At 67.3% G+C, this 26768-nt stretch carries 24 protein-coding genes and 1 pseudogene; 9 read left to right on the top strand and 16 right to left on the bottom strand.

What is annotated here, in order from left to right; translation table 11 throughout:
* Nucleotides 1–42 precede the first annotated feature (42 nt).
* The 3 genes and pseudogenes from NL241_RS20720 to NL241_RS20710 all read left to right on the top strand — a co-directional run bounded on the left by NL241_RS20720 (nucleotide 43) and on the right by NL241_RS20710 (nucleotide 5602).
* Nucleotides 43–1548, top strand: a complete 1506-nt coding sequence (locus tag NL241_RS20720; protein WP_494394906.1) for a carboxylesterase/lipase family protein — start codon at nucleotides 43–45, stop codon at nucleotides 1546–1548.
* 62 nt (nucleotides 1549–1610) lie between these two features.
* Nucleotides 1611–3563, top strand: a complete 1953-nt coding sequence (locus tag NL241_RS20715) for a primary-amine oxidase (protein ID WP_487694831.1) — start codon at nucleotides 1611–1613, stop codon at nucleotides 3561–3563.
* Nucleotides 3564–3626: 63 nt separating this feature from the next.
* Nucleotides 3627–5602 (top strand): annotated as a pseudogene (locus NL241_RS20710) (DUF7064 domain-containing protein).
* On the opposite strand, the gene NL241_RS20705 reads toward NL241_RS20710, so the two are convergent.
* Together NL241_RS20705 and NL241_RS20700 are read right to left on the bottom strand one after the other, a co-directional pair.
* Nucleotides 5603–6427, bottom strand: coding sequence for an alpha/beta fold hydrolase (locus NL241_RS20705; protein WP_494394905.1), 825 nt, complete (start codon nucleotides 6425–6427; stop codon nucleotides 5603–5605).
* 55 nt (nucleotides 6428–6482) lie between these two features.
* Nucleotides 6483–7379, bottom strand: a complete 897-nt coding sequence (locus NL241_RS20700) for an SCO6745 family protein (protein WP_494394904.1) — start codon at nucleotides 7377–7379, stop codon at nucleotides 6483–6485.
* A 146-nt stretch (nucleotides 7380–7525) separates the two neighbouring features.
* Between NL241_RS20700 and NL241_RS20695 the strand changes: the two genes are divergently transcribed.
* Entirely contained in the window at nucleotides 7526–7981 is a 456-nt protein-coding gene (locus tag NL241_RS20695) for a DUF4333 domain-containing protein (protein ID WP_494394903.1), read from the top strand.
* On the opposite strand, the gene NL241_RS20690 is transcribed toward NL241_RS20695, so the two are convergent.
* Complete coding sequence (locus NL241_RS20690) at nucleotides 7968–8669, bottom strand: FadR/GntR family transcriptional regulator (RefSeq protein WP_487694826.1); 702 nt, start codon at nucleotides 8667–8669, stop codon at nucleotides 7968–7970. The two genes, NL241_RS20695 and NL241_RS20690, sit on opposite strands and share 14 nt — an antisense overlap.
* A gap of 127 nt (nucleotides 8670–8796) precedes the next feature.
* On the opposite strand from NL241_RS20690, the gene NL241_RS20685 reads away from it, so the two are divergent.
* Nucleotides 8797–9294: a gluconokinase gene (locus NL241_RS20685; protein WP_487694825.1), complete on the top strand. Its 498-nt coding sequence runs from the start codon at nucleotides 8797–8799 to the stop codon at nucleotides 9292–9294.
* Complete coding sequence (locus tag NL241_RS20680) at nucleotides 9295–10692, top strand: GntP family permease (protein WP_487694823.1); 1398 nt, start codon at nucleotides 9295–9297, stop codon at nucleotides 10690–10692.
* Nucleotides 10693–10749: 57 nt separating this feature from the next.
* Here the strand turns inward: NL241_RS20680 and NL241_RS20675 are convergent, their stop codons facing one another.
* The 4 genes from NL241_RS20675 to NL241_RS20660 form a co-directional block, all read right to left on the bottom strand.
* Nucleotides 10750–11400, bottom strand: coding sequence for an RDD family protein (locus tag NL241_RS20675; RefSeq protein ID WP_487694822.1), 651 nt, complete (start codon nucleotides 11398–11400; stop codon nucleotides 10750–10752).
* Nucleotides 11401–11507: 107 nt separating this feature from the next.
* Nucleotides 11508–12464: a DoxX family protein gene (locus NL241_RS20670; protein ID WP_487694821.1), complete on the bottom strand. Its 957-nt coding sequence runs from the start codon at nucleotides 12462–12464 to the stop codon at nucleotides 11508–11510.
* Nucleotides 12465–12507: 43 nt separating this feature from the next.
* Nucleotides 12508–13017: a DUF6328 family protein gene (locus NL241_RS20665; RefSeq protein ID WP_487694820.1), complete on the bottom strand. Its 510-nt coding sequence runs from the start codon at nucleotides 13015–13017 to the stop codon at nucleotides 12508–12510.
* A 42-nt stretch (nucleotides 13018–13059) separates the two neighbouring features.
* A complete protein-coding gene (locus NL241_RS20660) occupies nucleotides 13060–13632 on the bottom strand; it encodes a TetR/AcrR family transcriptional regulator (RefSeq protein ID WP_494394902.1) in 573 nt (190 codons plus the stop codon).
* Nucleotides 13633–13715: 83 nt separating this feature from the next.
* Here NL241_RS20660 and NL241_RS20655 point away from each other — a divergent pair, with 83 nt between their 5' ends.
* Nucleotides 13716–14408: a class I SAM-dependent methyltransferase gene (locus NL241_RS20655; RefSeq protein WP_487694816.1), complete on the top strand. Its 693-nt coding sequence runs from the start codon at nucleotides 13716–13718 to the stop codon at nucleotides 14406–14408.
* On the opposite strand, the gene mmpH is transcribed toward NL241_RS20655, so the two are convergent.
* The 4 genes from mmpH to NL241_RS20635 all read right to left on the bottom strand — a co-directional run bounded on the left by mmpH (nucleotide 14395) and on the right by NL241_RS20635 (nucleotide 20506).
* On the bottom strand, nucleotides 14395–15441 hold the full coding sequence (gene mmpH / locus NL241_RS20650) for an MMP endo-(1,4)-3-O-methyl-alpha-D-mannosidase (protein WP_487694814.1): 1047 nt from the start codon (nucleotides 15439–15441) through the stop codon (nucleotides 14395–14397). The two genes, NL241_RS20655 and mmpH, sit on opposite strands and share 14 nt — an antisense overlap.
* 30 nt (nucleotides 15442–15471) lie before the next feature.
* Nucleotides 15472–16215: a class I SAM-dependent methyltransferase gene (locus tag NL241_RS20645; RefSeq protein WP_487694813.1), complete on the bottom strand. Its 744-nt coding sequence runs from the start codon at nucleotides 16213–16215 to the stop codon at nucleotides 15472–15474.
* On the bottom strand, nucleotides 16209–17447 hold the full coding sequence (manT, locus tag NL241_RS20640; RefSeq protein WP_494394901.1) for an MMP alpha-(1->4)-mannosyltransferase: 1239 nt from the start codon (nucleotides 17445–17447) through the stop codon (nucleotides 16209–16211). Before manT ends, NL241_RS20645 begins: the two co-directional genes overlap by 7 nt.
* A 155-nt stretch (nucleotides 17448–17602) precedes the next feature.
* On the bottom strand, nucleotides 17603–20506 hold the full coding sequence (locus tag NL241_RS20635; RefSeq protein WP_494394900.1) for an aminotransferase: 2904 nt from the start codon (nucleotides 20504–20506) through the stop codon (nucleotides 17603–17605).
* A gap of 55 nt (nucleotides 20507–20561) precedes the next feature.
* Here NL241_RS20635 and NL241_RS20630 point away from each other — a divergent pair, with 55 nt between their 5' ends.
* Together NL241_RS20630 and NL241_RS20625 are read left to right on the top strand one after the other, a co-directional pair.
* Nucleotides 20562–21125 (top strand): isochorismatase family protein, encoded by a 564-nt coding sequence (locus NL241_RS20630; protein ID WP_494394899.1) that lies wholly within the window; start codon nucleotides 20562–20564, stop codon nucleotides 21123–21125.
* Nucleotides 21122–21901: a nuclear transport factor 2 family protein gene (locus NL241_RS20625; protein WP_487694806.1), complete on the top strand. Its 780-nt coding sequence runs from the start codon at nucleotides 21122–21124 to the stop codon at nucleotides 21899–21901. The genes NL241_RS20630 and NL241_RS20625 overlap by 4 nt, the downstream gene beginning before the upstream one ends.
* 16 nt (nucleotides 21902–21917) lie before the next feature.
* Here the strand turns inward: NL241_RS20625 and NL241_RS20620 are convergent, their stop codons facing one another.
* The 5 genes from NL241_RS20620 to NL241_RS20600 all read right to left on the bottom strand — a co-directional run bounded on the left by NL241_RS20620 (nucleotide 21918) and on the right by NL241_RS20600 (nucleotide 26757).
* Nucleotides 21918–22748, bottom strand: coding sequence for a DUF1206 domain-containing protein (locus NL241_RS20620; RefSeq protein ID WP_487694805.1), 831 nt, complete (start codon nucleotides 22746–22748; stop codon nucleotides 21918–21920).
* Between the two features lie 160 nt (nucleotides 22749–22908).
* Entirely contained in the window at nucleotides 22909–23775 is an 867-nt protein-coding gene (locus NL241_RS20615; RefSeq protein ID WP_494394898.1) for a DMT family transporter, read from the bottom strand.
* A 21-nt stretch (nucleotides 23776–23796) separates the two neighbouring features.
* Entirely contained in the window at nucleotides 23797–24663 is an 867-nt protein-coding gene (locus NL241_RS20610; RefSeq protein WP_487694802.1) for an ABC transporter permease, read from the bottom strand.
* A gap of 13 nt (nucleotides 24664–24676) precedes the next feature.
* Entirely contained in the window at nucleotides 24677–25552 is an 876-nt protein-coding gene (locus NL241_RS20605; RefSeq protein ID WP_494394897.1) for an ABC transporter permease, read from the bottom strand.
* A 2-nt stretch (nucleotides 25553–25554) separates the two neighbouring features.
* Nucleotides 25555–26757 carry a polyamine ABC transporter substrate-binding protein gene (locus tag NL241_RS20600; RefSeq protein ID WP_494394896.1) on the bottom strand — a complete coding sequence of 401 codons (1203 nt, stop codon included), beginning with the start codon at nucleotides 26755–26757 and terminating at the stop codon, nucleotides 25555–25557.
* Nucleotides 26758–26768 lie beyond the last annotated feature (11 nt).

Raw genomic sequence — 26768 nt, 5'->3', positions numbered from 1 at the left:
TCAACCCGATCTGCTGGACACCTGTCCGCTACCGTCGGGGTTATGCACGAGCACACCGTCCGCGCCACCGTCTCGAGCGGTGTCGTCGAGGGGTTCACCCGCAACGGCGTGAACCGTTGGCGCTCCATTCCGTACGCCCGCCCTCCGGTGGGGCCACTGCGGCTGCGGGCGCCGCAGCAGCCCGAGCCGTGGCGGGGAGTGCGCTATTGCCACGGCTTCGCCAATTGCGCTCCGCAGCAACGCAAGTACACGCTCACGGGCCTCGGCCGCTATCAGACGATGGGTGAGGACTGCCTGACGCTCAACGTCGTGGCACCGGAGAAGCCGGCGGACGAGCCGCTACCGGTCATGGTGTTCGTCCATGGGGGCGGTTACATCCTGGGCAGTTCGGCCACCCCGATCTACGACGGGGTGAAACTGGCCCGCCGCGGCTGCGTCTACGTCTCGGTGAACTACCGCCTGGGGGCGCTCGGCTGTCTGGATCTGTCGTCACTGGGCACCCCGGAATTCCCGATCGACTCCAACCTGTTCCTGCGTGATCTGGTGCTGGCGCTGCAGTGGGTGCGCGACAACATCGCCGTCTTCGGTGGTGACGCGGACAACGTGACGATTTTCGGGGAGAGCGCAGGGGCCCACGCGGTGGCCACCCTGCTCGCGGTTCCCGCCGCCAAAGGGCTGTTCCATCAGGTCATTTCGGAGAGTCCCGCCGCAGGCATGTCCTCCTCGACCGAGCAGGCCGCCGCCATCGCGGATCGTTTCGCGACACTGATCGGCGCCGACAGGGCCGACGCCGCGCGCGTCTTGCGCACCGCCCAGGCCGCCGACCTGGTCACTGCGACCGACCAGCTGCTCGCCCTGGGGACCGACGAGATGTTCGGCGCCTTCCCGGTGGGTCCCACCTACGGCGACGACTATCTGCCGACCGAGCCGCTGGAGGCGATGCGGCGCGGTGAGGCACATCGGGTGCCGCTGATCGTGGGCAGCAACGCCGACGAGGCCCGGCTGTTCACTCGGTTCCTCAAGCTGCTGCCCACCACCGAACCCATGATCGAGGCCTTGCTGGCCGAGGCGGGACCGGACGCGCGGGCGCGTATCACCGCGGCTTACCCCGACTATCCGCGGCCGGATGCCTGCATACGCCTCGGTGGTGATTTCGCCTTCGCGTCGGCGGCCTGGGAGATCGCCGAGGCGCACAGCACCCACGCGCCCACCTACCTGTACCGCTACGACTATGCGCCGCGCACCCTGAAGTGGTCCGGCATGGGCGCCACCCACGCCACCGAGCTGCTCGCCGTGTTCGACGTCTACCGCACCCGGTTGGGTTCTCTGCTGACCGCCGCGGGGGACCAACGTTCGGCGGCCCGGGTGACTCGCGAGGTCCAGACCCGCTGGCGTGCGTTCAGCCGAACCGGTGTTCCGGGAGACGACTGGCCCGCCTACCACCACGACGAACGGGCGGTGCTGGTGTTCGACCGGCACACACGCGTCGAACTCGATCCGGACCAGGATCGACGCACCGCATGGTCGGGGTTCTCCCTGGCGCGTTGAGAAGCGTCGAGTTGTCGCTGATGTCCTGCGCCGTAGTCGACGATGTGATTGCGTAACTGCTCATGAGCGAATCCCTGCGCCCATCCTCTGATCACCCACTGGATCCGCTGTCTGCTGACGAGTTCATCGCGGTTTCGGCGATTTTGCGGCGCGAGTGCAACGTGGGTGAGGGCTGGCGGATCAACTGCATCGAGATGCTGGAACCCGGTAAGGCCGAGCTGGCCGAGTTCGACGGCGGTGGGACACGACCGGCCCGCAAGGCCCTGGTGCTGTGCCTGGACCGGGGCAGCAACGCGACCTATCGCAGCGTGGTGTCGCTGACCGACGACCGGGTGGAATCTCATCAGCATGTGCCCGGCGTCCAGGCCAACTTCACCGTTGACGAGTTCCATGAGTGCGATGCGATGCTGCGCGCGCACCCGGACGTGATCGCCGCGCTGGCCAAGCGGGGCATCACCGATATGGATCTGGTGTTCATGGACACCTGGACCTACGGGGCCGCTGTCGCGCCGCCGGAATACCGTGACCGGCGCATCGGCTGGTCGGACACCTGGCTGCGCAGCGCGCCGGGCACCAATCCTTATGCCACCGCGGTCAGCGGGTTGCACTGCGTCATCGACCTCAACACCATGGAGTTGCTGCGCATCGAGGACGACGATCCCTTCACCGGGGGCGGTGCACCGCCCAAGACCATGGGTGAGTATGTGCCCAAGCACATTCCGGACCGCATTCGCGCCACCTGGCAGCGGGACCCCGTGAAACCGCTGGACATCACCCAGCCCGAAGGCCCGTCGTTCACCCTGTCGGGAAATCTGCTGACGTGGCAGAACTGGTCGCTGCGAGTGGGTTTCAACCATCGCGAAGGCATGACGCTGCACGCCTTGAAGTATCGCGACGGCGGCCGGGACAGGTCGGTGGCGCACCGGCTGTCGTTCGCCGAGATGATGGTGCCCTACCGTGACCCGTCGGTGGATCACTACCGCCGCACCGCGTTCGACATCGGCGAGTGGGGTCTGGGTTTCATGACCACGTCGCTGGAGCTCGGATGCGACTGCCTGGGCGAAATCCGGTACCTGGACGCCACATTGCACAACTCGCAGGGCCAGCCGTACACCATCTCCAACGCGATCTGCATCCACGAGGAAGACAATGCCGTGCTGTGGAAGCATGTCGACACCGCCGGTGCCGAGGTGCGCCGCATGCGGCGGCTCACCATTTCCAGTCACGTCACCGTCGCCAACTACGAGTACCTGATCTATTGGCGGCTGTACCAGGACGGCAACATCGAGTGCGAGGTCCGCGCCACCGGGATCATGGTGACCACCCCGTTCGCGGCCGGGAGGCCCCACCCCAACGGCACCCTGGTCGACGAACGCACCTACGCGCCGTTCCATCAGCATTTCCTGGTGGCCCGGCTGGATCTCGACGTCGACGGCAGCGACAACACCGTCTACATGTCGGAGTCCTACGCCGAACCGATGAGCCCGGAGAATCCCTACGGCTTGTCGGTGGTGCAGCGCAACGTGCCACTGCGCACCGAGCGGCAGGCGATCCAGGATCTCAACTTCGCCACCCAGCGGGCGTGGAAGGTGGTCAACACCAACGTCGTCAACGGGCTGGGCACGCACCCGTCCTACAAGCTGGTCCCCACCGGCGCCATCCCGCCGATGTTCGACCCGGATTCTCCGGTGTTCCAGCGCGCCACGGTGATCGGCCACACTCTGTGGGTCACCCCGAACCATCCCGACGAGCGTTGGCCGGCAGGCGAATTCGTGAACCAGTCGACCACCGACACGGGACTGGGTGCCTGGACCCGGGCCAACCGGTCGATCGAGAACACCGATGTGGTGCTGTGGTACGTGTTCGGTATCCACCACATCACCAGGCCCGAGGACTGGCCCATCATGCCGGCGGATGTGGTGTCGTTCTGGCTCAAACCGTACGGGTTCTTCGACCGCAATCCCTCGCTCGACGTGCCCGCGAGCCCGCCCTCACACTGCCACGGGCCCAATTGACACGCGTCAACAAATCGGCCGAAAACGCCGTGCGGCGCCGCATCGGTGTCCTACCTTGGTGCGGTGCGAACTGACACCGTTGTCGAGCGTCCCTCCGATCTGACCGCCGCGTGGCTCACCGACGTACTCCAGCACCCGGTGCGCGCTTTCGCTCTCGAGCGGATCGGCACCGGCCAGATGAGCGAGTGCTACCGCGTCACCCTCGACTACGCCAGTGGCGGTGCCGGCCCGGCATCGGTGGTGCTCAAGGTCGCCGCCGCGGACCCCACCAGCCGCCAGACCGGGCTCGCGCTAGGGCTCTATGAGCGCGAGGTGCGGTTCTACACCGATATCGCACCCCGGCTGGCGGCCGGGGGAGCAGGTCCCGTGGCGCCGTGCTTCCACGCCGCCATCGACTCGGCCACCGGGGTGTTCGACCTGGTGCTCGGAGACGCGGCTCCCGCCGTGGTCGGTGACGAAATCCGGGGTGCCACAACAGAACAGGCGCTACTGGCGGTGTCCGAACTGGGCCGCCTGCACGCTCCGCTGCTCGGTGACCCCACGCTGGCGGGGGCCGACTGGCTGAACCGGGAAGCTCCGGTGAGCGCCGAGCTGCTCAGTGGGTTGTACGCCGCGTTCACCGACCGTTACGGCCAGTCCATGACAGACGAACAGCGACTGGTCTGTGACCGTCTGGTGGCCGGTTTCGACGATTACCTGACCGCCGAGGGTGCACCCGAGCGGCCGCAGGGACTGGTGCACGGCGACTACCGGCTGGACAACATGCTGTTCGGTCAGGCCGGTGCCGCCCGGGCCGTCACGGTGGTGGACTGGCAGACCGTCACCTGGGGACCGGCGCTGACCGACCTCGCCTATTTCCTGGGATGCGCACTGCCCGTCGCGGTGCGCCGTGAACAACACGACGCTTTGCTGCGGGCCTACCACGGCGCACTCGGTGCCGATCCGGTGTTGAGCTTCGACGCGGTGCGCGACGGGGTGCGGCGGCAGAGCTTCTTCGGCGTGATGATGGCGATCGTGTCGTCGATGCTGGTGGTCCGCACCGAACGCGGCGACGAGATGTTCCTGACGATGCTCGACCGGCATTGTGCACACGTGCTGGACACCGACGCGTTGGCCGTGTTGTGAGCGAACAGCCGCTGCAACCGTCCCCCGATGACGAAGGCGCTCATCTCCGCGGCGACGAAGCGCTGTGGAACGAGAGCTGGTACTTCGACTTCGTCGATGCCGAGCAGTCGGTGGGTGGCTGGATCCGGCTGGGCCTGATACCCAACGAGAACCGATGCTGGGTCCAGGCGCTGCTGTGCGGACCGGAGATGCCGACCGTGGCGGTGTCGGATTTCGACGCACCGCTGCCGTCGGACCCCGCTCGGGTCCACACCGAGAACATCGAATTGATCCACGGCGCAACGGTTCCGCTGCACAGCTACGCGGTGACGGTGCGCGGACGCGGACAGGCTCACGACGACCCGGCCGCGCTGCTGCGTGGCGAGTCCGGCCACGATGTCGATGCGGCGTTCGAGCTGGTGTGGACGACGCAGGGCACGCCGTATCAGTACCGGATCGCCTCCCGCTACGAGATTCCCTGCGCGGTGACCGGAACCGTCACCGCAGGCGGGCGCAGCTACGTGCTCGATCAGGTGCCAGGCCAGCGCGACCACTCCTGGGGTCCGCGCGACTGGTGGGGCATGGAGTGGGTGTGGAGCGCGGTACACCTCGACGACGGCACCCACCTGCACGGTGTCGACCTGCGAATCCCCGGCTTACCGCAGATGGGCGTCGGCTACTCGCAACTCGACGGCGCTGTGACCGAGCTGCAGACGGTGACAGCACGAGAAGTGTTCGGCGACAACAACTTACCGGTCAGCGCCGAGCTCACCCTAGACTCCGTGGTCCTCGACGCCCGGGCGGTGGGTCAGGCCCCGGTGCTGCTGGCGGCCGCCGACGGCCGGGTGAGTCATTTCCCGCGCGCCTGGGCGGCCGTCACCACCGGTGACGGCCGCCGCGGCGTCGGCTGGTTCGAGTGCAACCGGATCCAGTGATCAGGACTGGAAGAACTCCAGCAGAACAGGATTGAGCTCGTCGGCGTGGGTGGTCGGCAGACCGTGCGGCAGGTCCTTGTACGTCTTCAGTCTGGCGTTGGCCAGCAGCTCGGCTGACTTCGGTCCCGACGCCACATACGGCACGATCTGGTCGTCTTCGCTGTGCACGACGAGCACCGGGATGGTGATCTTTTTCAGGTCCTCGGTGAAATCGGTCTGTGAGAAGGCGACGATGCCGTCGTAGTGCGCCTTGGCGCCGCCCATCATGCCCTGGCGCCACCAGTTCTCGATGACGGCCTCGGACGATGTGGCGCCCGGCCGGTTGAATCCGTAGAAGGGGCCCGACGGTAACGCACGATAGAACTCCGACCGGTTGGCCGCCAGTTGCGCCTGCAGATCATCGAAGACCTCCTTGGGCAGGCCCTCGGGGTTGGCGTCGGTCTTGACCATCAGCGGCGGCACGGCGCACAACAGCGCGGCTTTCGCTGCACGGTCCTGGCCGTGGCGGGCCAGGTAATGCACCACCTCACCGCCGCCGGTGGAATGCCCCACGTGGATGGCGTCCTGCAGATCCAAATGGTCGACCACCGCCTTGAGATCGTCGGCGTAGTGGTCCATGTCGTGGCCGTCGGCGACCTGGGTCGAGCGGCCGTGCCCGCGCCGGTCATGAGCGATCACCCGGTAACCCTTGGACAAGAAGAACAGCAGCTGGGTGTCCCAGTCGTCGGCCGACAGCGGCCAGCCGTGACTGAAGACGATGGGCTGGCCCGTTCCCCAGTCCTTGTAGAAGATCTCGACACCGTCGGTGGTGGTGATGGTGGGCATCAGGTGGTCTCTTTCGCTGAAATCAACTCCGGCTCGCGCTCAACCTACGCCGGATTCAGCTCAGGTGTGCGCTGTTGTCGTCCAGCTCGTGACGGCGCATGCCCATGGGCGTCGACTCCGGGACATCACCGGCCGCGACCACCGCGCGGGTCAGCGGGGTCAGTGCTTCGAAGAGCGCGTTCACCTCCGCGTCGTCGAGCCCCCGCAGCGCGCTCAAGGCCGCTGTGTCGGTGGCGTTCTCGAGCTGGTGCTTGAGGCGGCGGCCCGCCTCGGTGATCGCGCCGTCGCACATCAACCCGCGCTCGGCGAGGGTGGCACAACAACCCGTCCACTCGTCGTCGTCGTAATCGCGGGCCCGGCGTATGAACTCCTCGCTGACCGCGCCGGCCGCACAGTGCAGGACATTGGCTTCCCGGCCACTGATCCCGGCCGCGGTCAGCACCGCGACGTGCCCGTCGCCGCGGTGCTCGCGCAGCAGGGTGGTGGCGTGCCAGAGCGCGGCCAGGGGTTCGTCGGGCCAGGGGAGCGCGGCGTTGGCCGCAAAAAGCGGGCGTCCATCGAGCGGGGCACTACGCGCAGCTTTCGCCGCCAATCCGGCTGCGGTGACCACCAACTCGTCATCGCCGATCCCGTACCGGCGCAATGCCGCCACGGCGCCGTCCGCCCGGGCCCGGAGTGCCTCCTGTGGAGTCGCGTGCGCCCAGGCGGCGGGCAGGGCCCGCCTCACCCGTTGCGCGGAGAAATTGTAGAAGGTCGCGGTCACCAGCTCGGGCGACGGCCCCGCGGTACCCGAGCTCAGCGGGGCCGACCGGGCCGCGAAATAGCTCATCCAGAACCCACGGAACCCCAGCGCGTCCAGCGCTCGGCGGGCCTCGGGGGCGAAGTAGGTGACCGCGTGCACCGGTTCGAAGCGGTCGAAAAAGCGGCGCGCCAGCTCAGGTGATCGACTCACCATTGCAGTTAAACACCGGCGACGGCGGATCCCTGTTATGTTGCCACCGCAGGCGGGACTCCGTCCCGGCTTGGCAACTTCGGGAGGTCATCATGCGCACCTTGATAAAGGCGGCTTCAACTGCGGTTTTGGTATGCGCAGCAGCAGTGGGTTGCAGTTCCAGCACGCCGGTCGTCGGCAAAGCGGATCTGCAGAACGACATCACGCAGCGGCTGGAGGAGGCGGACCAGAAGCCGGAGTCGGTCACCTGCAGCGCCGACCTCGAAGGGGTGGTCGGCAAGACCACCACCTGCGAGGTGGTGCTCAGTGAGACCAACGCCATCGAACCCATCGTGGAGGTGACGAAGGTGGAGGACACCACCGTCAGCTACGAGATGACGCCGGCGCTGTCGCAGGCCCAGCTGGAGAAGTCGGTCGCCAACCTGGTCACCGAGAGTGCCGGGGGCGAGGTGACGGGCGTGACCTGCGACGGCGGTCTGCAGGGCGAGCAGGGCAACGAGACCAAGTGCTCGATGCAACTCGACGGTGAGCCGCTGGACACGGTCGTCACGGTGACGACGGTGGAGGGACTGCTGATGAACTTCGAGGTCAATCAGGTCTGACGGCAGCGGTGGCCTCGTCGATGATCGCGCGCATCGCGGCTTCGGCGGCCGCCTCGTCGCGCAGCCGGATCGCCCGTGCCACTTCGTCGTGCAGGGCGATGGCGTCGGTGTTCGGCCGTTCCGGCATCAGGTGGTGATGGGTGCGGCCGGTCAGCACCTCGGCCACCACGTCGTTGAGTGCCCGGAACATCTCGTTGCCGCTGGCTTCCAGAAGCGTGCGATGAAACACCTTGTCCGCCAACAGGTATGCCTCGAGGTCGCCGGAGCGCCCGTGAACCACCATGTCGGAGACCGCGGCGGCCAGGATCCGGCACTGGTGGGGATCTGCGCGCCGGGCCGCCAGGGCCGCGGCGGCCGGTTCGAACCCCCCGCGTAATTCCGACAGCGAGACCAGTTGTGCTGCGCGGTCGCCGGCGGCGAGCCTCCAGCGGATCACCTGCGGATCGAAGACGTTCCACTTCTCGGCGGGCTGGATGGTGATGCCCACCCGCCGCCGGGAAGCCACCATGCCCATCGCCTCGAGAACCCGGACGGCTTCACGGGCGACGCTGCGTGAGACCCCGTGTTCGGCGCTCACGGCATCGAGTGTCAGCACGCTCCCGGCGCGCAACCGTCCAGACACGACGCCGGTGCCGAGGGCATCGAGCAGTGTGGCGTGCAATTCGCCGACGGATGACTGCCCGGTCACCTGATACATCCTGTCATACGAGCACCCTGGTGTGGTTAAAGCAGGTTCTTGAGTCTCGGGACTTGTAATAGTCAGATCATTGGGGCATCCTGTGTGACACAGAGCTCAACAGGGTAGGTGGAGAGACATGGGCGCACCGATCGTCGTGATGGGCGTGTCCGGGTCGGGGAAATCAACGGTCGGAGCAGCGCTGGCGCAGCGGCTGCGGGTACCGTTCGCCGACGCGGACGACTTCCATCCGCAGGCCAACATCGACAAGATGAGCGCAGGCCACGCGCTCACCGACGAGGACCGTCATCCGTGGCTGGAAGCCATCGGGCAGTGGCTCGCCGAGCATCCCGACGGCGGGGTGATGAGCTGTTCGGCGCTCAAGCACCGCTATCGCGACCAGCTGCGGAAGCACTGCCCCACAACCGAATTCCTGCATCTGGCCGGTACCACCGAGGTGATCGGTCGCAGGCAGGCGAGCCGGCCCGGTCACTTCATGCCGGCGTCCCTGCTGGCGTCGCAGTTCGAGACGCTCGAGCCGCTGTCCGACGACGAGACCGGGGTCACCATCGACGTCGCGCAGAACATCGATTCCATTGTTGACGAGTACATTTCGCTGACCGGACGGGAGAGCTAGATGAACGGTGCGAACACCCTCGCCGTGCTGGCGGCGCAGGAGGCGCCCGAGCTCGCCGAGCCGGTGGCCTCCGGGCCGCAGTTGATCCTGGCGTTCCTCGCCGGCATCGCGGTGATCGTCGTGTTGATCACCCTCGTCAAGCTGCATCCGTTCCTGGCTTTGATCTTCGGTGGTCTGACCGTCGGCTTCGTCGCCGGTGAGAACCTGACCACGGTGCTGAGCTCGTTCACCAGCGGCTTCGGCACCACGGCAGCCGGAGTGGGCATCCTGATCGCCTTGGGCGCGATGTTCGCGAAGCTGCTGGCCGACTCGGGTGGGGCCGACGAGATCGTCGACACCATCGTCGGGCACGCCTCGCCCCGAGCGTTGCCGTGGGCGATGGCGCTGGTGGGCGCGATCATCGGTCTGCCGATGTTCTTCGAGATCGGCCTGGTGCTGGTGATGCCCGTCATCTACCTGGTGGCGCGCCGCTCCGGACTTTCGCTCATCACGGTCGGAATCCCTGCGCTCGCAGGCCTTTCCGCCATGCACGGGTTCGTGCCGCCGCACCCCGGGCCGCTCACGGCCGTCGACCTGTTGGGCGCTGACCTCGGTATCACCCTGGCTCTCGGTGTGGCAGTTGCCATTCCGACGATCGTGGTCGCCGGGCCGCTGTTCGGCAAGCTCGCGGGCAAGTGGGTTGTCGTGGGCGCACCGGACACCTTCGACGCCGACGAACGCGAAGACCAGCGCAGGCCGGCGTTCGCCATCACCTTGTTCTCGGTACTGCTGCCCGTGGTGCTGATGATGGGCAAGTCGCTCGCCGACATCTTCCTGGAGGAAGGCAACTGGCTTCGTGTCATCCTCGACGGCCTCGGCACCCCGGTGGTGGCGCTGCTGATCGCCGTGATCGTCGGCATGTTCACCCTGGGCCGCGGCGCGGGTATGGACCGTGCGGCCATCACCAAGTGTGTCGAATCCGGACTGCCCCCGGTCGCGGGCATCATCCTGATCGTCGCCGCCGGCGGCGGCTTCAAGCAGGTACTCGTCGACAGCGGTATCGGCACCCTGCTGGCGCGGTGGGCCGAAGACACCAGCATCTCGGTGCTGATCCTGGCCTGGACGCTGGCGGTGCTGATCCGCCTCGCCACCGGCTCCGCCACCGTCGCCACCATCACCGCGTCCTCGCTGGTTCTCGGCCTGGTCGAGGGCCTGCCTCCCACGCAGGTCTCGCTGGTGGTGCTCGCCATCGGCGCCGGGTCGGTGTTCTTCTCCCACGTCAACGATGCCGGGTTCTGGTTGGTCAACCAGTACTTCCGGCTCAGCGTCGGCCAGACGATCAAGACCTGGTCGATCATGGAGACGATCCTGTCGGTCACCGGCCTGGTGGTGGTGCTGTTGCTGGATCTCGTCTTCTAAACCCCCGACACGACAATGGCCCCCGCTCGCGCGGGGGCCATTGTCGTGAAAACCAGGTCAGCCCTTGACGACCTGCGTGCCACCGGCGAGTTCGTCGTGCTTGCCCTGTTTGGTGGGGCTGCCATTGATGGTCACCGCAATGACGATGTAGGCGATGAAACCGAGCAGACCACCGATGTAGGGGATCACCGACAACAGCGTGAACGAGTTGCGGATCGCGGACTGCTTGACGTCCGGCTTGGGAGCGCCGCCGGGGCCGCGCACCGACAGGCCGAGCATCTTCTTGGCGGGCGTCCATCCCTGCGTGACCTCGAACCCCACGAAGTAGGCGAAGGTCAGCACACCGGAGAACAGGCCGGTGACCAAGATGTTGTCCATGGCGCCGAAGGCGAACGCCAGGATGAACGCGACGATGCCGACGATGATGCCGTCGATGAACCGGGCGGCGAACCGGATTCCGAGGCTGCCGGGTTCCGCTCCACCGGCAGGGCCGTACTGCGGGGGCGGGTAGCCGCCCGGAGTGCCGTACTGCGGGCTGCCGTATTGAGGAGCGCCGTACTGGGGGCCACCGTATTGGGGCGGGGGAGGAGGCGGCGGGTACGAGCCCGAGGGGCCGTATTGCTGCGGCGGCGGAGGCGGCGGGTAGCCGCCGGGCGGAGGCGGCGGATAGTGGGGGTCCGGATTGTTGGGGTATTCACCCGAAGTCATCGGTCGGCTCCTGATCGCAGTCGTGGACGCTTCGAACTTACCGCGCCCACCGCTCGCTGTGCGGCATTGGCCGCACAGCGAGCAGAAGCCGATCTATCGTGCCGGGACTAGCGCCGAAGTGCCTTGGCCTGCTTGCGGGCCTGCTTGCGTGCCTTCCGCGACAGGTCCTCGCTCTGGCTCAACGCGGTGTGGGCGAGCTCGCCCCCGCGGTCACGGGCCACCTCGGCCAACTCCACGCCTCGGTCGCGGGCCACCTCGGCCAACACCGCTCCGCGGTCGCGGGCGACGTCGGCGAAGTCGCCTCCGCGGTCGCGGGCCACGTCGGCCAGTTCCACGCCGCGTTCCCGGGCGATCTCGGCCAGTTCGGCACCCCGCTCGCGCGCCACATGCGCCCACTCCGACCCGCGGTCGCGGGCGATCTCGGCCCACTCGGCTCCGCGCTTGTGTGCAGCGTCCAACAGGGGAGCGCTCTTCTCGGCGGCGACACTGGCCAGTTCCCGGCCGCGTTCAGCGCCGACGTGCAGACCCTCGTGGACGTTCTTGCCGACCTTCTCGGCGAGCTCACTGTCGATCAGGGCGTTTCCGCCGGCCGCACCGACGGGCAGCGCGGCGGCCACTTTCCCTGCGGCCCGGCGACTCCGCCAGCCCAGAGACGGCTTTCCGGCGGTGTCAGCGGAGGCGATGATGAGACCGCCGAGCAGGCTCATGTCGACGAGGAAATCGCGGCGCTTCTGGGTCTTGAGCTCCGGGTCGGTCTCGGACCAGAACATGTGGGAGCCGAGGTTGGCCGGGATGACCGTCGCGGCCAACGCGGCGGAGGCGAGTCGCGGCACCTTACCGGTGGCCAACAAGATGCCACCGCCGATCTGAACCGCAGCGGTGATCTTGGCGAAAGTCTCTGCGTCGCGGGGAACGTTGGGGCCCACCGGTTCTGGCAGCTTCTGCAGGCCTTCGAGGGTGGGGCGGGCGGCGTCGGCTGCGGGTTTCGGGCTGCGCAGCGCTTCGATTCCTTGGCCGATGAAAGCGGCGGACAGCAGGGGACGGGCGACTCGACGTAGCAACATGACGCGGGTGTTCCCCGCTTGACGGGGGTGCAAACAAGCCCTCTCAGGAGGGCTTTGACCTGGGTTTATTGCGCATTGTCAGCGGCACGATCACCCAGAAGAGAACGAATGCGGCGAGCGCGGTGGCACCGGCGATCAATCCGGCGATGTCACCGGCGACGGCGCCGAAAACGACCACCACGACACCCACCAGTGAGACGCCGAGGAACATCAGTCCCACATAGGTGGTCCGATGGGCTGCGTTCACCAATTGCTCGAGACGGTGCCGCCGGAACAGCAGCCGGTGCATCGCCACCGGGCTGGCCAACAGCACCGTGCTGATGATCGAGCACGCCACCGTCACCAGGTAGACGATCCGCAGGTCGGTGGCGAGTTCCTCGAAGCCGTCGTGAAAAGGCAATGTCAGCAGCAGGCCGGTGAGCAGTTGCACGCCGGTCTGGACCACGCGCAGCTCCTGCACCAGACTCGCCCAATTGCGGTCCAGCCGTTCGGTTTCGGTCTCGTCGCGCTCAGGCTCATCCCAGTGCTTCTCGCGAAGGGGCTGCTCGGCCATAGCTGTAGATCTTTGCACCTCAGGCGGGCTCGCAGCGCCACATCAGGCCAACACCAGGCGCGCAGATCTCTCCAACAGGTCGGCGATCTGCTGATAGGACGCGTACCCCATCCCCGCCCTTACCAACGCCCCGGCGTACAACAACTCCAGCGTGTCGATGACACCTGCATCACCCTCGGGCCCGAGCGCCGTGGACAGCCGTTTGTGGATCTCCATCCCGATTCGCAGGCGCAGGTGTTCCACATCGGGGTCCTTGCCGAGCAAGGCGTTGGTCACCGCGCCCGCCAGCTCGGGTTCGTCGGCCAACAGCAGTGCGATGTGGCGCAGCACGGCGACCACCCGAACCGTCGGATCGGGGGACTCGTTGGGTGGTGCCGGGCTGCCGGCCAGTCGGCGCCAGAACACCTCCGCGACCAGATGTTCCTTCGAGGAGAAGTAGGTGTACGCCGTGGCGGCACCGACACCGGCCTCGGCCGCCACCATCCGGATGGTCAGACCGGAGAACCCTTCACGGCTCAACACCTCCACCGCGGCCCGGCCCAGCCGATCGACCGTATCGGCCTGTTTGGCCGTGAGCCGACGCCGGGTGGCTTCCCGAGCTACCGGATCGGACACATGTCCGGACGCTACTACAACGACTTCGGCCCGGCAAGGATGCGCGCTGGCCATCGGCCCTGCCGACGGGTTAGGTTGCCTGCATGTCACAGACCGACACCACCCCCGCCGAACTGCGCTCCCAGCAAACTGACCGTCTGTTCGCTCTCGCGAACGAGGTGACGGGGTTCATGCCCGCCGACGAGGGCCGGGCGCTGTACGAGGCGGCGTGCGCCTACCTGGACGGCGGCGTCGGCGTCGAGATCGGAACCTACTGCGGGAAGTCCACCGTGCTGCTCGGTGCAGCAGCGCTGACCACTGACGGCGTGGTGTACACCATCGACCACCACCACGGCTCCGAGGAACACCAGCCGGGATGGGAGTACCACGACACCAGCATGGTCGACAGCCACACCGGCCTGTTCGACACCTTGCCCACCTTCCGGCACACTCTCGATGCGATGGCGTTGCCGGACAACGTGATTGCAGTGGTGGGCAAATCGCCGGTGGTGGCCAGGCACTGGCGGACGCCGCTGAACCTGCTGTTCATCGACGGTGGGCACACCGAGGAGGCCGCGCATCGCGACTTCGACGGGTGGGCGCCATGGGTCAGCGTCGGCGGAGCGTTGCTGATCCACGACGTCTTTCCCAACCCCGAGGACGGTGGGCAGGCGCCCTACCAGATCTATCGCCGGGCATTGGAGACCGAGCAGTTCCGCGAGGTCTCGGCCATGAAGTCGCTACGGGTGCTCGAACGGGTGGCCGGAGAGGTCGGGGGCGCGCTCAGCGCTCGCTGACAACACATTCGCAGCTGAAGTCGGCTTCCAGTCCGCGGGGCAGGTCCTCACCACGGAAGATGCCGTTGCCCGCGGTGGTGCGGGAGAGTGCATCGGCGGCCAGTACCACCGCGGCACCGGTCCACGTGGTTCGTTCCACCGGCCAGCGTTTACCGTCGGCATACACCAGCCCGGTCCAGTACGACCCGTCCCGCTCGCGTAGGTGCTGCATGTTCGCGAACTGCTCCAGGGCGCGGTCGGATTCCCCCATGGCGTCCAAAGCCAGGACGAGCTCGCATGTCTCGGCGCCGGTCACCCAGGGCCGGTCATCCACGCAGCGGATGCCGAGGCCGTCGACCACAAAATCGGACCATCGCTCGGCGATACGTTCCTCGGCGCCCGGCCCGCGCAACGCGCCGCCGAGGATGGGGTAGTACCAGTCCATCGAGTGGTGGGGTTTCTCGGTGAACGACCCGGGATGCGCGACGATCGCGTGTCCCAGTTGGCCGCAGGACACCTCCCATTCCGGTTGTGGTTCGCCGACGTAGTTGGCCAGCGCCAGCGCGCACCGCATGCTCTGGTAGATGCTGGCACAGCCGGTCACCAGAGCTTCCTCGATCCGGCCGGACGGTCCGCACGCCCAACAGATCTCACCGCCGTCGAGCTGCAGCCCGATGACAAAATCGATCGCGTTGCGCACCACCGGCCACATCCGCTCGGCGAATACATCGTCGCCGGTGACCAGCACGTAATGCCAGACCCCGGTGGCGATGTAGGCGCAGAAGTTGCTGTCGCTGTTGGCGTCCTCGATGACCCCGGCCCGGAACTGCAGGGGCCAGGAGCCGTCGGCGCGCTGCTCGCGGCGGCACCACTCGTAGGCGGCCCGGGCCGGTTCGAGCAGGCCGGCCACCGTCAACGCCATTGCGCACTCGACGTGGTCCCACGGGTCGGTGTGCCCGAAAGGCGACCACGGGATGGCCCCTGAGTGCTCTTGCGCCCGGGCTATCGACTCGGCCGTGGCCAGGCACTGCGATGCGGTCAGTACACCGGCCACGGAGGGAATCTCAGCGCGCCGCACCGCCGGTCACCGGCCCTCGTCCGTGGCGTGGTGTTCGTTGGCGGGTTTGTCGAAGTAAAGCGCGACGCTCTTGCCGATCAGCGGGTTCAGTGCCGCTTCGGCGGTGCGGGTCAGCGTCGGAGCGGACATCATGTCCCATACCAGCAGCCGATGGTAGGCCGTCACCGCCGGGTGCTTGGTCTTCTCCACCCCGACAGCACATTTGATCCACCAGTAGGGCGAGTGCAGCGCGTGCGCGTGGTGTGAATGGGTGAACCGCAACCCGCGCGCGGTGACCTTTCCGCGAAGCTCGTCAGCCTTGTAGATGCGGATGTGGCCGCCTTCGTTGGCGTGGTACTCGTCGGACAGCAGCCAGCACAACCGTTCCGGAAGCCAGCGGGGCACGGTCACCGCGAGCTTGCCACCGGGTTTGAGCACCCGGACCAGCTCGGCGATGGCGGCCTCGTCGGCCGGAACATGCTCGAGGATCTCCGAGGCGATCACCACGTCGAAGGTGGCGTCGGCGTACGGCAGCGCCAGCGCGTCACCGGCCACCGCCTCGGCGCGCGCGGTGTCAGGCACCTCGCCGGCCTCGGCCATGGCCTCGAACATCGTGGTGACGTTCTCCAGCTCTTCCTTGTCCTGATCGAAGGCGATCACGTCGGCTCCGCGCCGATACGCCTCGAAACTGTGCCTGCCCGCTCCGGCGCCGACGTCGATCACCTTGGTGCCGGCCCCGATACCCAGCCGGTCGAAGTCGACGGTCAGCATGCGGCGTTCCGATCGATCGCGCGGCGGTACACCGTGACCGTCTGCGCGGCAACGGATTCCCAGCTGTAGATCTCGACGGCGCGACGCCGGCCGGCGATACCCATCCGGTGCAGTTCGGCCGGGGAGTCCAGCAGGTCGCCCAGGCTCTTGGTGAGCTCTTCGACGTTGCCCGGCTGCACCAGCACCGCCGCGGACCCGTCGGTGCCGAGCACTTCGGGTAACGCGCCCGCCCGGCTGGCGACGATCGGGGTGCCGCTGGCCATGGCCTCCACCGCGGGAAGCGAGAAACCCTCGTAAAGAGAAGGGATACAGGCTATTTCAGCGGACGCCAGCAAGTTCGCCAGTTCGGCGTCGGTGAGACCGCTGGAGATGTGCACGATATCGGAGATGCCGAGCTCGGCGATCAGCTTCTCGGTGGGACCCTTGCTCTCCAGGCGCGCCACCAACTGCAACTCGACATCACGTTCCGTGCGAAGTTTGGCGACGGCCTGCAGCAGATTGGACACGCCCTTGAGCGGGACATCGGCACTGGCGATCGCGATGATGCGGCCGGGCACTCTGGGCGCCTCTGACGGGGAGAAGACTGCCGTGTCCACACCGAGCGGTACGACGTGCAGCTGATCGGGGCTCACACCGAAGTCGGCGGCGATATCGGTGGCCGAGGTGGTGGACACCGTCAGCAGGTCGGGGATCGTCCTGGCCACCCTCTTCTGCATCTCGGCGAACCCGTACCAGCGGTGCACCAGCGGCTTGCGCCACCACCGCGCCGCCGCGAGATCGAGCACTCGGTCGCGGGTGATGGGGTGGTGCACCGTGGCGACCACCGGCAGGCCCGACGCGGCGATCTTGCGCAGACCGGTGCCCAGGCTCTGGTTGTCGTGCACCACGTCGAAATCGGCGCGACGCTCGGCCAGCAGCCGGGCCGCACGCAGGCCGAAGGTGCGCGGCTCCGGAAAACCCGCGGTCCACATGGTGCCCAGTTCGAGGAGATCGATCGAGCTGCGGATCTCGCTGGGGCGGGGTACCCGGAACGGGTCCGGCTCCCGGTACAGATCCAGGCTGGGCACCTTGCACAGACGCACGCGTGGATCCAGGCCGTCCGGATACGGCTGACCGGAGAACACCTCGACGTGATGACCCAGCTCGACCAGGCCGCGGCTCAGGTGGCGCACGTAGACACCCTGGCCACCACAGTGCGTCTTGCTGCGATAGGACAGCAGGGCGATTCGCATGCCTTTCACCTATACCCGACCGGCTGCGGCGGTGTAGGGGTGAACGAGATCACGCTGCTGTGTCTGGACATGTGTCTGGACCTTAATTCGCATAGCTAACCGGCGCAACGCACTACCCCCGCCGCGGTCTAGGGCAACGGCGCTGGCCTGCGGTTTCACCACCCGGTGCGCAGAACCCGGTCCAGCATGTCGACGAAGAAGTCGGCCGACGCGACGCTCAGGCACATGGGCGGCTTCATCTTCAGCACGTTCTGGTGATCGCCGGTGGGTTGGACGATGACCCCGAGTTCGCGCATCCGCTCGCAGATCGCCGCGGTCTCGGTCACCGCCGGTTCCAGGGTCTGTCGATCGCGCACCAACTCGACGCCCATGTACAGCCCACTGCCGTGGACGGCGCCGATGAGCGGGTGCCGGTCGGCCAACTCCGCGAGCCTGGTCTTCAGGTGCTCGCCGACGGTCCAGGCGTTCTGCTGCAGTCCGTCGCGCTGAATGACGTTCAGAACGGTCAGTCCGACGACGCTGGACACCGGGCTGCCGCCCGCCGAGGAGAAGAAGTACCCCTCGTTGCGGTAGGCATCGGCGATCGCCTTGCTGGTGATCACCGCGCCCAGCGGCTGGCCGTTGCCCATCGCCTTGGCCACGGTGACGATGTCGGGTAGCACACCCTGCTGCTGGAAGCCCCAGAACCAGCCGCCCAGGCGGCCGTAGCCCACCTGCACCTCATCGGCGATCGCCAGCCCACCCGCGGCACGGACCGCGGCGTACACGGTCTCGAGGTAACCCTCGGGCAAGGCCACCCCGCCGGCGTTGCCGTAGAAGGGCTCGGCGATGAACGCCGCAGGCGGATGACCGTCAGCGGTCAGCTTCTCGATGATCGCCTTGGCCTCGGGGGCGTACCGGCTCGCCTCGGCGCCGCGGTAGCGGCCGCGAAAACTGTTGGGTGACGGCACCGTGTGGACCCAATCGGGCCGGGTGGTCAAGGCGTTCGGATTGTCGGCGACGGAGGTGGAGACGGCGTCGGTGGCGTAGGTCCAGCCGTGGTAGGCCTCGGCGACGGCCACCACATCCTGGCGGCCGGTGGTGGTGAACGCCAGTCGCAGCGCCAGGTCCACCGCTTCGGACCCGGAGTTCACCAGGAACACGGTGTCCAGCGGGTCGGGCAGTGTGGCGGCCAGCCGTTCCGAGAACTCCACCACCGCACGGTAATTGAACCGCGAGTTGGTGTTGAGCCGGCGCCACTGCCTGCTGATCGCATCGGCCAGCTCCGGGTGGCCGTGCCCGATGCTGGTCACGTTGTTCACCATGTCGAGGTAGCTGCGTCCCTCGGTGTCCTGCAGGTACTCACGCCAGCCCCGTTCGATGCGCGGGGGATCGCTGTAGTACTGCTCCTGCACCGACGCGAACCAGCGGCCGCGGCGGGCGAGCAACCCCGCGCTGTCCTCGCCGACGGCAGCGGTCTGCGTTCCCACCAGGGCGGCGGGATCGCGGGTCAGCGCCAGCCAGCCCGGTGCGTACTCGGGCCGCACGAATGCCGGTACCGGCACCGAGTTCTCGGTGGTGATCTGCACCCACAACCGGCCTGGGCCGACCTGCGCCAGCGGCGCCCCTGCCGGTACCGCGTGCCCGGTGTCCACCGAGGTGTGCAGGGAGGCGCCGCGCACGTGCAGGACACCTTCCTCGCCGGCGAAGGTCACTTCGTGGGTGCCCACCCCGGACACCAGACCCGTCCACGGTGCGGTCAGCGTCATGTCGCCGGCCACCCAGACGTCGATGCCGGTGGGTACCGTGGCTGGTGAAACACTGCTCAGTGCAACGGATCTGGTGAGGCGTGGCTGCCCGTGGCTGGTGGCCACCACCGCCGCGCCGGCGTTGATGGCAGCCTGGGCCAGCTGATCCTCGACGCCGGTGTGCAACCATCGCCCGCTGTCGAGCTCGTCGGACTCGGTGGACAGATCCAACACGTGTGCGGCACCGCCGGCGAACACCGGGACACCGGGGGTCGACGCCGGCCTGCCGTTGCCCAGCGCATCGGCGATCAGCTCCGTCATCACCGCTGTGGGCACTGACACCGCACGCTCGAAGATTCGCCACTCGTCATCGAGAGCGCTTGTCGCATAGTCGTTCTCGCGATCTATTGCGGCCTGCTGATTACCGCTTACCACCAGTGTGGCCGCCCGCAGCACCACCAGCGGCCACAGTGCGGTGATCTCCGGGCGGCTCAACGGCCGCTGCTGGTGGAACGAGGCGATCAAGGGCAGAACCGCCGCGGGCTCACCACCGGCGTGCCGTAGCACCGACGACGCCGCCACCGCGAGTTCTGCGACGGCCCATGACCGGGTGAGGTCCCCGAGGTCGATCACCCCGTCGGGCAGCTGCTGCGCGTCCACCGCACACACCACGTTGTCGTCGGTGAGATCGCCGTGAATCACCTGCACCGGCAGCGCGCCGGCCAGCTCGGCGACCGTGCGCCAGGCCTGCGCGGCTTCACGTTCGATGAGGGTGCGCCGCCCCGTGTCGGACACATACGGCGCCAACAGCGCCACGGTGCGGTCGGCGTGCTGGAGATCCCACTGCAGCACCCGGTCCACGCCGGGGTGGTCGAATTCGGCCAGCGCCCGGCTGACCCGTCCGGCCAAGGTGCCCAGGGCCGCCCACCGGGCCGGTGACACGTAGCGGTCGCCGCTGAGGGTGCCGCCGGCCAGGAAGTCGATGATCCTGGCGGACAGCGCGGATTCGGTACCCACGTCCGCGACGGGCGAGTCGCCGGTGCCGATGTTCCGGGCGGTGCGCACGGATGGTTCGCGGGCGGCGATGAACTCCGCGGCGGCATCCTGCGCCTCGATCTCCAGCCGGGTGAATGCGGGGTTGGCCACCTTGAGCACTCCGAGCGGCCGGTCGCCGTCGGCGCCGAGCAGCAGGAAATTCGCATCCTGCTGGCTGCCCAGCGGTGTCGCCGACGCCTCGATGCCGAAGTGCCTGCGTGCGATCTCGGCTGCGTCGGCGGCAGTGACATCGGGGACGGGCAGTTCGGAGGCCTGGAAGAAATCGAACGTCGTCATGAGGCTCCTTCGGCGAATTATGCGGTTTCACTGTACGTCCCGATACGGTGGAGACATGCGCGCGCTGATCATCGTCGATGTCCAGAACGACTTCTGCGAGGGCGGGTCCTTGGCCGTCGAAGGCGGTGCCGCCGTGGCCCGGGCAATCAGTGAACGGCTGGCCGGTTCGCACGGTTTCGATCACGTGGTCGCCACCCAGGATTTCCACATCGACCCGGGTGAGCATTTCTCCGAGACCCCGGACTACCGGGTGTCCTGGCCGCGGCACTGTGTCGCGGAATCTCCGGGCGCGCAGTTCCATCCCGACCTCGACACCGCCACCGTGGAGGCGGTGTTCCGCAAGGGCCACTACGCCGCGGCCTACAGCGGTTTCGAGGGCGCAGACGACACGCAGACCACACTGGCGGACTGGTTGCGCAGCCGTGGCGTCGACGAGGTGGACGTGGTGGGAATCGCCACGGACTACTGTGTGCGTGCCACCGCGGCCGACGCGGCCAAGGCGGGATTCAGTACCCGCGTGCTGCTGGACCTGACCGCAGGCGTGGCCCCGGATTCGACGGCACAAGCTGTCGAGGATCTGCGGGCCGCCGGTGTCGAGATCGTCGGCGCCACGGCGTGACGTCGCATACCGACGCCGATCTGCTGGCCGCGGTCGAGCAGTCTCCGCAGGCGGCGGCCCGGCACGACCGGCCGGGCTGGGTCGGGCTGTTCACCGCCGACGCATGCGTCGAGGACCCGGTGGGCTCGACACCTCACGTCGGTCGTGACGCCATCGGCAGGTTCTACGACACCTTCATCAAACCGCGCGACATCGTCTTCGACGTGAATGAGGACATCGTCAGCGGCAGCACCGTCATCCGGGATGTGACACTGGAGGTTCGGATGGGCCCGGGTGTGACGATGGCGGTGCCCGCGATCCTGCGCTACGTCCTGCGGGACGTTTCCGGCGAACTCAAAATCGCCGAGTTGCAGGCATTCTGGGAGCTGCCGCCGATGCTGTGGCAGTTCGCCCGCCGCGGGCTGCCGGCGGTGCCGGTGGCGTTGGGGCTCACCCGGTCGCTGTTGTCCAATCAGCACCTCGGTGGCGCGGCGGGATTCCTGACGGGGCTCTATCGGCCTGCGCGACGGCGACGGGCGGCGGTGGACGCGCTGTTGGCCGCGTTGACGGGTGGTGACCAGCTGACCGGGCGCCGGATGCTCGGGGCGGGCGCCAGGGTCACGCTCGGGGAGCATGATCCGCTGAGTGTGGATGCCTTGGGCGTCCGGGTCCGGGGCGCACGGTTGGCGGCCCGGATCACGGCGGGAGCGACGACGGCGGTGTCGCTGCGCAGTCTCGACGGCCCGGTGGTGTTGCTGATCGGCACCGACCCGTGGACGGTCCGCTGCTTCGCGTGAGCGGACCCGGCCACGATCACATCCGGGCGAACCGCGCCATCACGAAACAGTAAGCGCCGTAAGCGGCGATACCGAGGGCGGCGGCGATCAGCAGGAACTTGCCGAACGGCGCCTGGCCCAGCGTCTTGACCGCGGCGTCGATTCCGGAGGCCTTGGCGGGGTCGGCGTTCAGCGTCGCGACGATGACCAGCAGGCCCGCACCCGCGAGCACACCGCCCTTGGCGATGTAGCCCACCTTGCCCATCGGTGTGATGACCGAACCGCCGGAGACCTTCAGGTCGTGGAGGAATTTCTCGGAAAAGCCCTTGTACACGTGGTAGCCACCGACACCGATGACCACGAGTCCCACCACGATGAGAAGTGCTTTGCCCCAGGTCGATTGCATCAGCTGGGCGGACATCCCCGCGTTCTGCTGACCGCTGGACTGTCCGCTGCCCGTGGCGAACCGGATGGCCGACAGGGCGAGTCCGCAGTAGACGATCGCCAGGGACAGCGATTTGACCCGTTTGAATTGTTTCTTGGCGCCCTTGTCGCTGTCGGTGGGTTCATTGGGGTGCGAGCCCACCACCGTCTCGGCCAGCCGCCAGGCAGCCAAACCGAACAGGCCGATGGCCGCGACCCAGAGTGTGAACGCGCCGCCACCGCTGGACGCCAGGGTGGCCAGCGCACCCGATTGGTCGGCGTTCTGGCTGGCCCCACCTCCACCGCCGATGGCCAGCCGCACGACGATGTAGGCGACCAGCAGGTGCAGGACCCCGCTGGTGACGTACCCGGCACGGGCGGCGTATTCGAAAGCGTTGGTACTGGTGGCTCGGTCCACCGCACCGTGAACCCGGTTGTCGGTCATGTCAATTTCGGTACCCGGACAGGGGGTGCGACAAACCGGTCACCGCTCGGTCGCCGATGCGGCGAGGGACGAGTCCGGGGAGAGCGGCCGAGCGAATGGTCACCGCTCGGTCGCCGATGCGGCGAGGGACGAGTCCGGGGAGAGCGGGCCGAGCGTAGGGTCACCGCCGGGTAATCGCGACTCCGAGCAGCGCCAACGCGCCGCCGACGAAACCCAGCGACGTCGGAACCTCCGACAGGAACAGCCACGACAATCCGATGGCGATCGCCGGGACCGCCAAAGTGGTGGCCGCCAAGGCGCCGGCATCGGTGCGGGTGAGCGCGTACGCCCACGTCAAGAAGGCGACGGCGGTGGGGCCGAGGCCGAGGAACACCACGCCCAGGATCGCCGACGCCGGCGCATCGGCGAGTTCGCGCAAGGCTTGCGGCGCAAACGGTGTGGTGGCCACCAGACCGGCGGCGCAGCCCACCCAGGTGGCCGTCACGGCGTCGACGGAGCGCAGCGCCACCTTTTGCATGAGCACACTGGCCGCGTACAGCACCGCGGTCACCAGTCCGAGGGTGATACCGAGGCGATCGTTGGTACCGCCGCCCGACCCGCCGAGTGCGATCAACACGATTCCGGCGAAGGCGATCAGGATGCCGACCACGCGGGCACGGGGAAAACCCTCACCGAGGAACAATCCGGCGAACACCGCGACGATGATGGGCGCGAAGTTCACCAGCAACGCCGCGGTACCGGCGTCGAGATGTTGTTCGGCCCAGTTCAACAGAACCGTGTACGCCGCGAACCACAGCACGCCGTAGCCGAGCACCAGGGCCAGGCCGGTACGGTCCCGGGGCACCGGCCGCCGGTAGTGGGCCGCCACCAGCAGCAGCGCCGTGGTGCCCACGAGCAGGCGGGTGAAGGCCATGGCGCCCGGGGACAGTTCGGCACCCGCCGCTCTGATCACCACGAAGGACGAGGCCCACAGCACAACGGTGGTGGCGGCGGCCAACACCGCCAGGCGTTCGGGTGCAACCCGCATGGGTGTCACCCTAGTGGGTGTCTAGGTGTCGATTCGTTTGCGGCGGTATAGCGTTCCGATGCCGATCAACAGCAGGCTGATCACCAGGATCGCGGTGGCCAGCACGTTGATCTGGGGTGGCACAGCGGCTTTCACGGCGGCGTTCACGTACAGCGGGTAGGTGACGGTCGAACCACTGACGAAGTAGGTGATGATGAAGTCGTCGAGAGACAGCGCGAACGACAACATGGCCGCCGCGACGATGCCCGGGACGATCAGCGGCAGCGTCACCTTGAAGAACGTTCGCGTCGGGCTGGCGCCGAGATCCATCGATGCGTCTTCGAGCGTCCAGTCGAAACCGCGCACACGAGCGCGCACGGTCATTGCGATGAAGCTGACCTGGAACGCGATGTGGGCGATGACGATCGTGGTGTAGCCGGCCGGCCATCCCAGGTCGAGGAACAGCACCAGCAGCGAAGCGCCCATCACCACTTCGGGAGCGGTCAGTGGCAGCACCAGGAAGCCGTCCACCAGGCGGTCACCCCGGAAACGTTGTCGCACAAGGGCGATCGCGAGCAGGGTGCCCAGCACCAGTGCGATCGCGGTGGACACCGCCGCCACGTTGAGGCTCATCTTCAGCGCCGAAGTCAATGCCGGGTACTTGAAGGGGTCCGCCCAGTTGGCGAGGGTGAAACCCTGCCAGGTGTAGTTGAACTTGCCCTGCGGGTTGTTGAACGAGAACGCCACGATGACCGCGATCGGCACGAACAGATACAGCAGCACCAAACCTGCGATGACCCGCAAGGCGATGTCGCCCACCTTGAGGCGGGCGAAGAATCCCGGCTGGTTCTCCGCGGCCTTGTCCGCGACATCGACGTTGGCGGCGGCGATCCGGTCCTGCAGTGTCATGAGAGCGCCCCACTCATACCAGATCCTCCGTACCCAGCGCCTTGGTGTACATCAGCACACCCACCAGGATCAGTCCCATCAACAACATCGACAGCGCGGCAGCGGCCGGGTAGTCCTTGACCACCAGGAACTGCTGCTGAATCACGTTGCCGATCATGGTGGTCTGCGTACTGCCCAGGTACTCGGCGTTGATGAAGTCCCCGACCGACGGAATGAACACCAGCATGCTGCCGGCCAGAACACCCGGAAGTGCCAGCGGCATGATCACTTTGGTGAAGGTGCGGCGGTTCGTCGAGTACAGGTCCTTCGAGGCCTCCAGCAGTCGCGGATCGATCTTCTCCAGGCTCACGTACAGCGGCAGGATCATGAAGATGATCCAGTTGTAGGCCAGTCCGCCGACCACGGCCCAGCTGGTCGACAACAGCCGGCCCTCGCTGGGCAGCAATCCGATGGCGCCGAAGACGTCCACCACCCAGCCGTCGTCGGCCAGGATCGTCTTCCACGCGATGGTGCGGATCAGGAACGTCACGAAGAACGGCAGGATCACCAGACCCAGCAGCAGGTTCTTGTACCGGCCCGCCTTGAACGCGATCACGTAGGCCAGCGGGAACGCCAGCACCAGACAGATCACCGTGGCGGCGAGCGCGTAGGTGAACGACCGGATGATCTGGTCGGTGTAGGCGCTGAAGGCCTCCGAGTAGTTCCCGAAGTCCCACGAGAACGTCAGCGTCGGCATGAACACCGACCCGCCGGTGCTGGACAACGACGTGCGGGCCAGCGAGATGAACGGCACCACGAAGAACAGCCCGAGGTAAGCCAGCCCAGGCAGGATCATCAGATACGGTGCGATCTTGCTGCGCTGCCGGCTGCTGGAAGCTATGCCGGCCACGGTCAGCCTCCGGTGACGGCGGCGTACGCGGTGTTGAATTCCTGGGTCTGCTCATCGGTGAGCGACGCCCACGACTTCACGTTGGCGAGGGTCTCCGGCGACGGGTTGATCAACGGGTTGGCCGCCGCCTCCGGGTCGATCTTGGCGAGCTCGTCGGTCATGTCCGACAGCACCGGCACGTACTGCACGAACGACACCAACTTGGCGTAGTTCACCCGGTCGTAGATGTAGTTGATCCACTCCTCGGCGGCCTTCTGGTTCTGCGTGGTGTACGGCAGCACCATGGTGTCGACGAAGTTGACCGCACCCGACTCGGGAACGATGAACTGCAGATCAGGGTTGTCGGCCTGCAGCTGCACCACGTCACCCGAATAGGCCTGCGCTATGGCGATGTTGCCCGCCGCCAGGTCGTCGGCGTAGTCGTTGCCGGTGAACCGGCGGATCTGGCCGGCGTCGCGCTGTTCACGCACCAGATCGACCGCCTTCTGCACGGTCTCGATGCTCGGGTTCCCGATGTCGCTGCCCTGCGACAGCATGATCATGCCGATTCCGTCGCGCAGATCGGAGAACATGCTGACCCGCCCCTTGAACGCGGGATCCCACAGATCGTCGATGGAGGTGATGTCGCGGCCGGTGGCCGCCCGGTTGTATGCCAGCCCGACCAGACCGGACATGTAAGGCGCGCTGAACTTGCGGCCCGGGTCGTCGGGGGCGTCCATCAGGTCTTGGCGCAGGTTGGCGAAGTTGGTGACGCGATCGTGGTTGATCTCGTTGAGCCAGCCCAGTCCGTTGAGGCGGGCCGCCATGAAGTTGGTGGGCACGGCCAGATCGGCGCCGATGTCCTGCTTGCGCGAGAGCGGCTCCTTGACCTTGGCGAACCACTCCTCGTTGTCGTTGAGGTCTTCTTTGTAGTCGACGGTCAGGCCGGTCGCGGTCTGGAAGGCGGCGACGAAACCGTCGGCCATGTACAGCGGCCAGTTCGAGATCCGCAGTGTGCCGGTGGCCGGCGAACCGTCATCGGGTACGGCGGTGGCACTGCTGGCGCCGCCACCGGAATCGCTGCCGCCACACGCGGCGAGGAAGGATCCGCCGAGTGCGAGCCCGGCCGCGGCGGCGGCGCTGCCGCCGAGGAAGCGGCGACGGGAGGTGCGGTTGGCGGCAAGACGGGACAGTAGAGCGGGGTCGATGTCAGGAGTTCTGGCCATGGCGGCGTGTG

The organism is Mycolicibacterium sp. SMGY-1XX, assembly GCF_059132455.1.
This window is presented reverse-complemented; position numbering and strand designations above follow the sequence as displayed.

Bases quoted from the DNA above. Each gene is read 5' to 3' on its own strand.
- NL241_RS20720 (WP_494394906.1), top strand. From the start codon at position 43: ATGCACGAGCACACCGTCCGCGCCACCGTCTCGAGCGGTGTCGTCGAG.
- NL241_RS20715 (WP_487694831.1), top strand. From the start codon at position 1,611: ATGAGCGAATCCCTGCGCCCATCCTCTGATCACCCACTGGATCCGCTG.
- NL241_RS20705 (WP_494394905.1), bottom strand. From the start codon at position 6,427: ATGCCCACCATCACCACCACCGACGGTGTCGAGATCTTCTACAAGGAC.
- NL241_RS20685 (WP_487694825.1), top strand. From the start codon at position 8,797: ATGGGCGCACCGATCGTCGTGATGGGCGTGTCCGGGTCGGGGAAATCA.
- NL241_RS20680 (WP_487694823.1), top strand. From the start codon at position 9,295: ATGAACGGTGCGAACACCCTCGCCGTGCTGGCGGCGCAGGAGGCGCCC.
- NL241_RS20675 (WP_487694822.1), bottom strand. From the start codon at position 11,400: ATGACTTCGGGTGAATACCCCAACAATCCGGACCCCCACTATCCGCCG.
- NL241_RS20670 (WP_487694821.1), bottom strand. From the start codon at position 12,464: ATGTTGCTACGTCGAGTCGCCCGTCCCCTGCTGTCCGCCGCTTTCATC.
- NL241_RS20665 (WP_487694820.1), bottom strand. From the start codon at position 13,017: ATGGCCGAGCAGCCCCTTCGCGAGAAGCACTGGGATGAGCCTGAGCGC.
- NL241_RS20655 (WP_487694816.1), top strand. From the start codon at position 13,716: ATGTCACAGACCGACACCACCCCCGCCGAACTGCGCTCCCAGCAAACT.
- NL241_RS20645 (WP_487694813.1), bottom strand. From the start codon at position 16,215: ATGCTGACCGTCGACTTCGACCGGCTGGGTATCGGGGCCGGCACCAAG.
- manT (WP_494394901.1), bottom strand. From the start codon at position 17,447: ATGCGAATCGCCCTGCTGTCCTATCGCAGCAAGACGCACTGTGGTGGC.
- NL241_RS20635 (WP_494394900.1), bottom strand. From the start codon at position 20,506: ATGACGACGTTCGATTTCTTCCAGGCCTCCGAACTGCCCGTCCCCGAT.
- NL241_RS20630 (WP_494394899.1), top strand. From the start codon at position 20,562: ATGCGCGCGCTGATCATCGTCGATGTCCAGAACGACTTCTGCGAGGGC.
- NL241_RS20620 (WP_487694805.1), bottom strand. From the start codon at position 22,748: ATGACCGACAACCGGGTTCACGGTGCGGTGGACCGAGCCACCAGTACC.
- NL241_RS20615 (WP_494394898.1), bottom strand. From the start codon at position 23,775: ATGCGGGTTGCACCCGAACGCCTGGCGGTGTTGGCCGCCGCCACCACC.
- NL241_RS20610 (WP_487694802.1), bottom strand. From the start codon at position 24,663: ATGACACTGCAGGACCGGATCGCCGCCGCCAACGTCGATGTCGCGGAC.
- NL241_RS20600 (WP_494394896.1), bottom strand. From the start codon at position 26,757: ATGGCCAGAACTCCTGACATCGACCCCGCTCTACTGTCCCGTCTTGCC.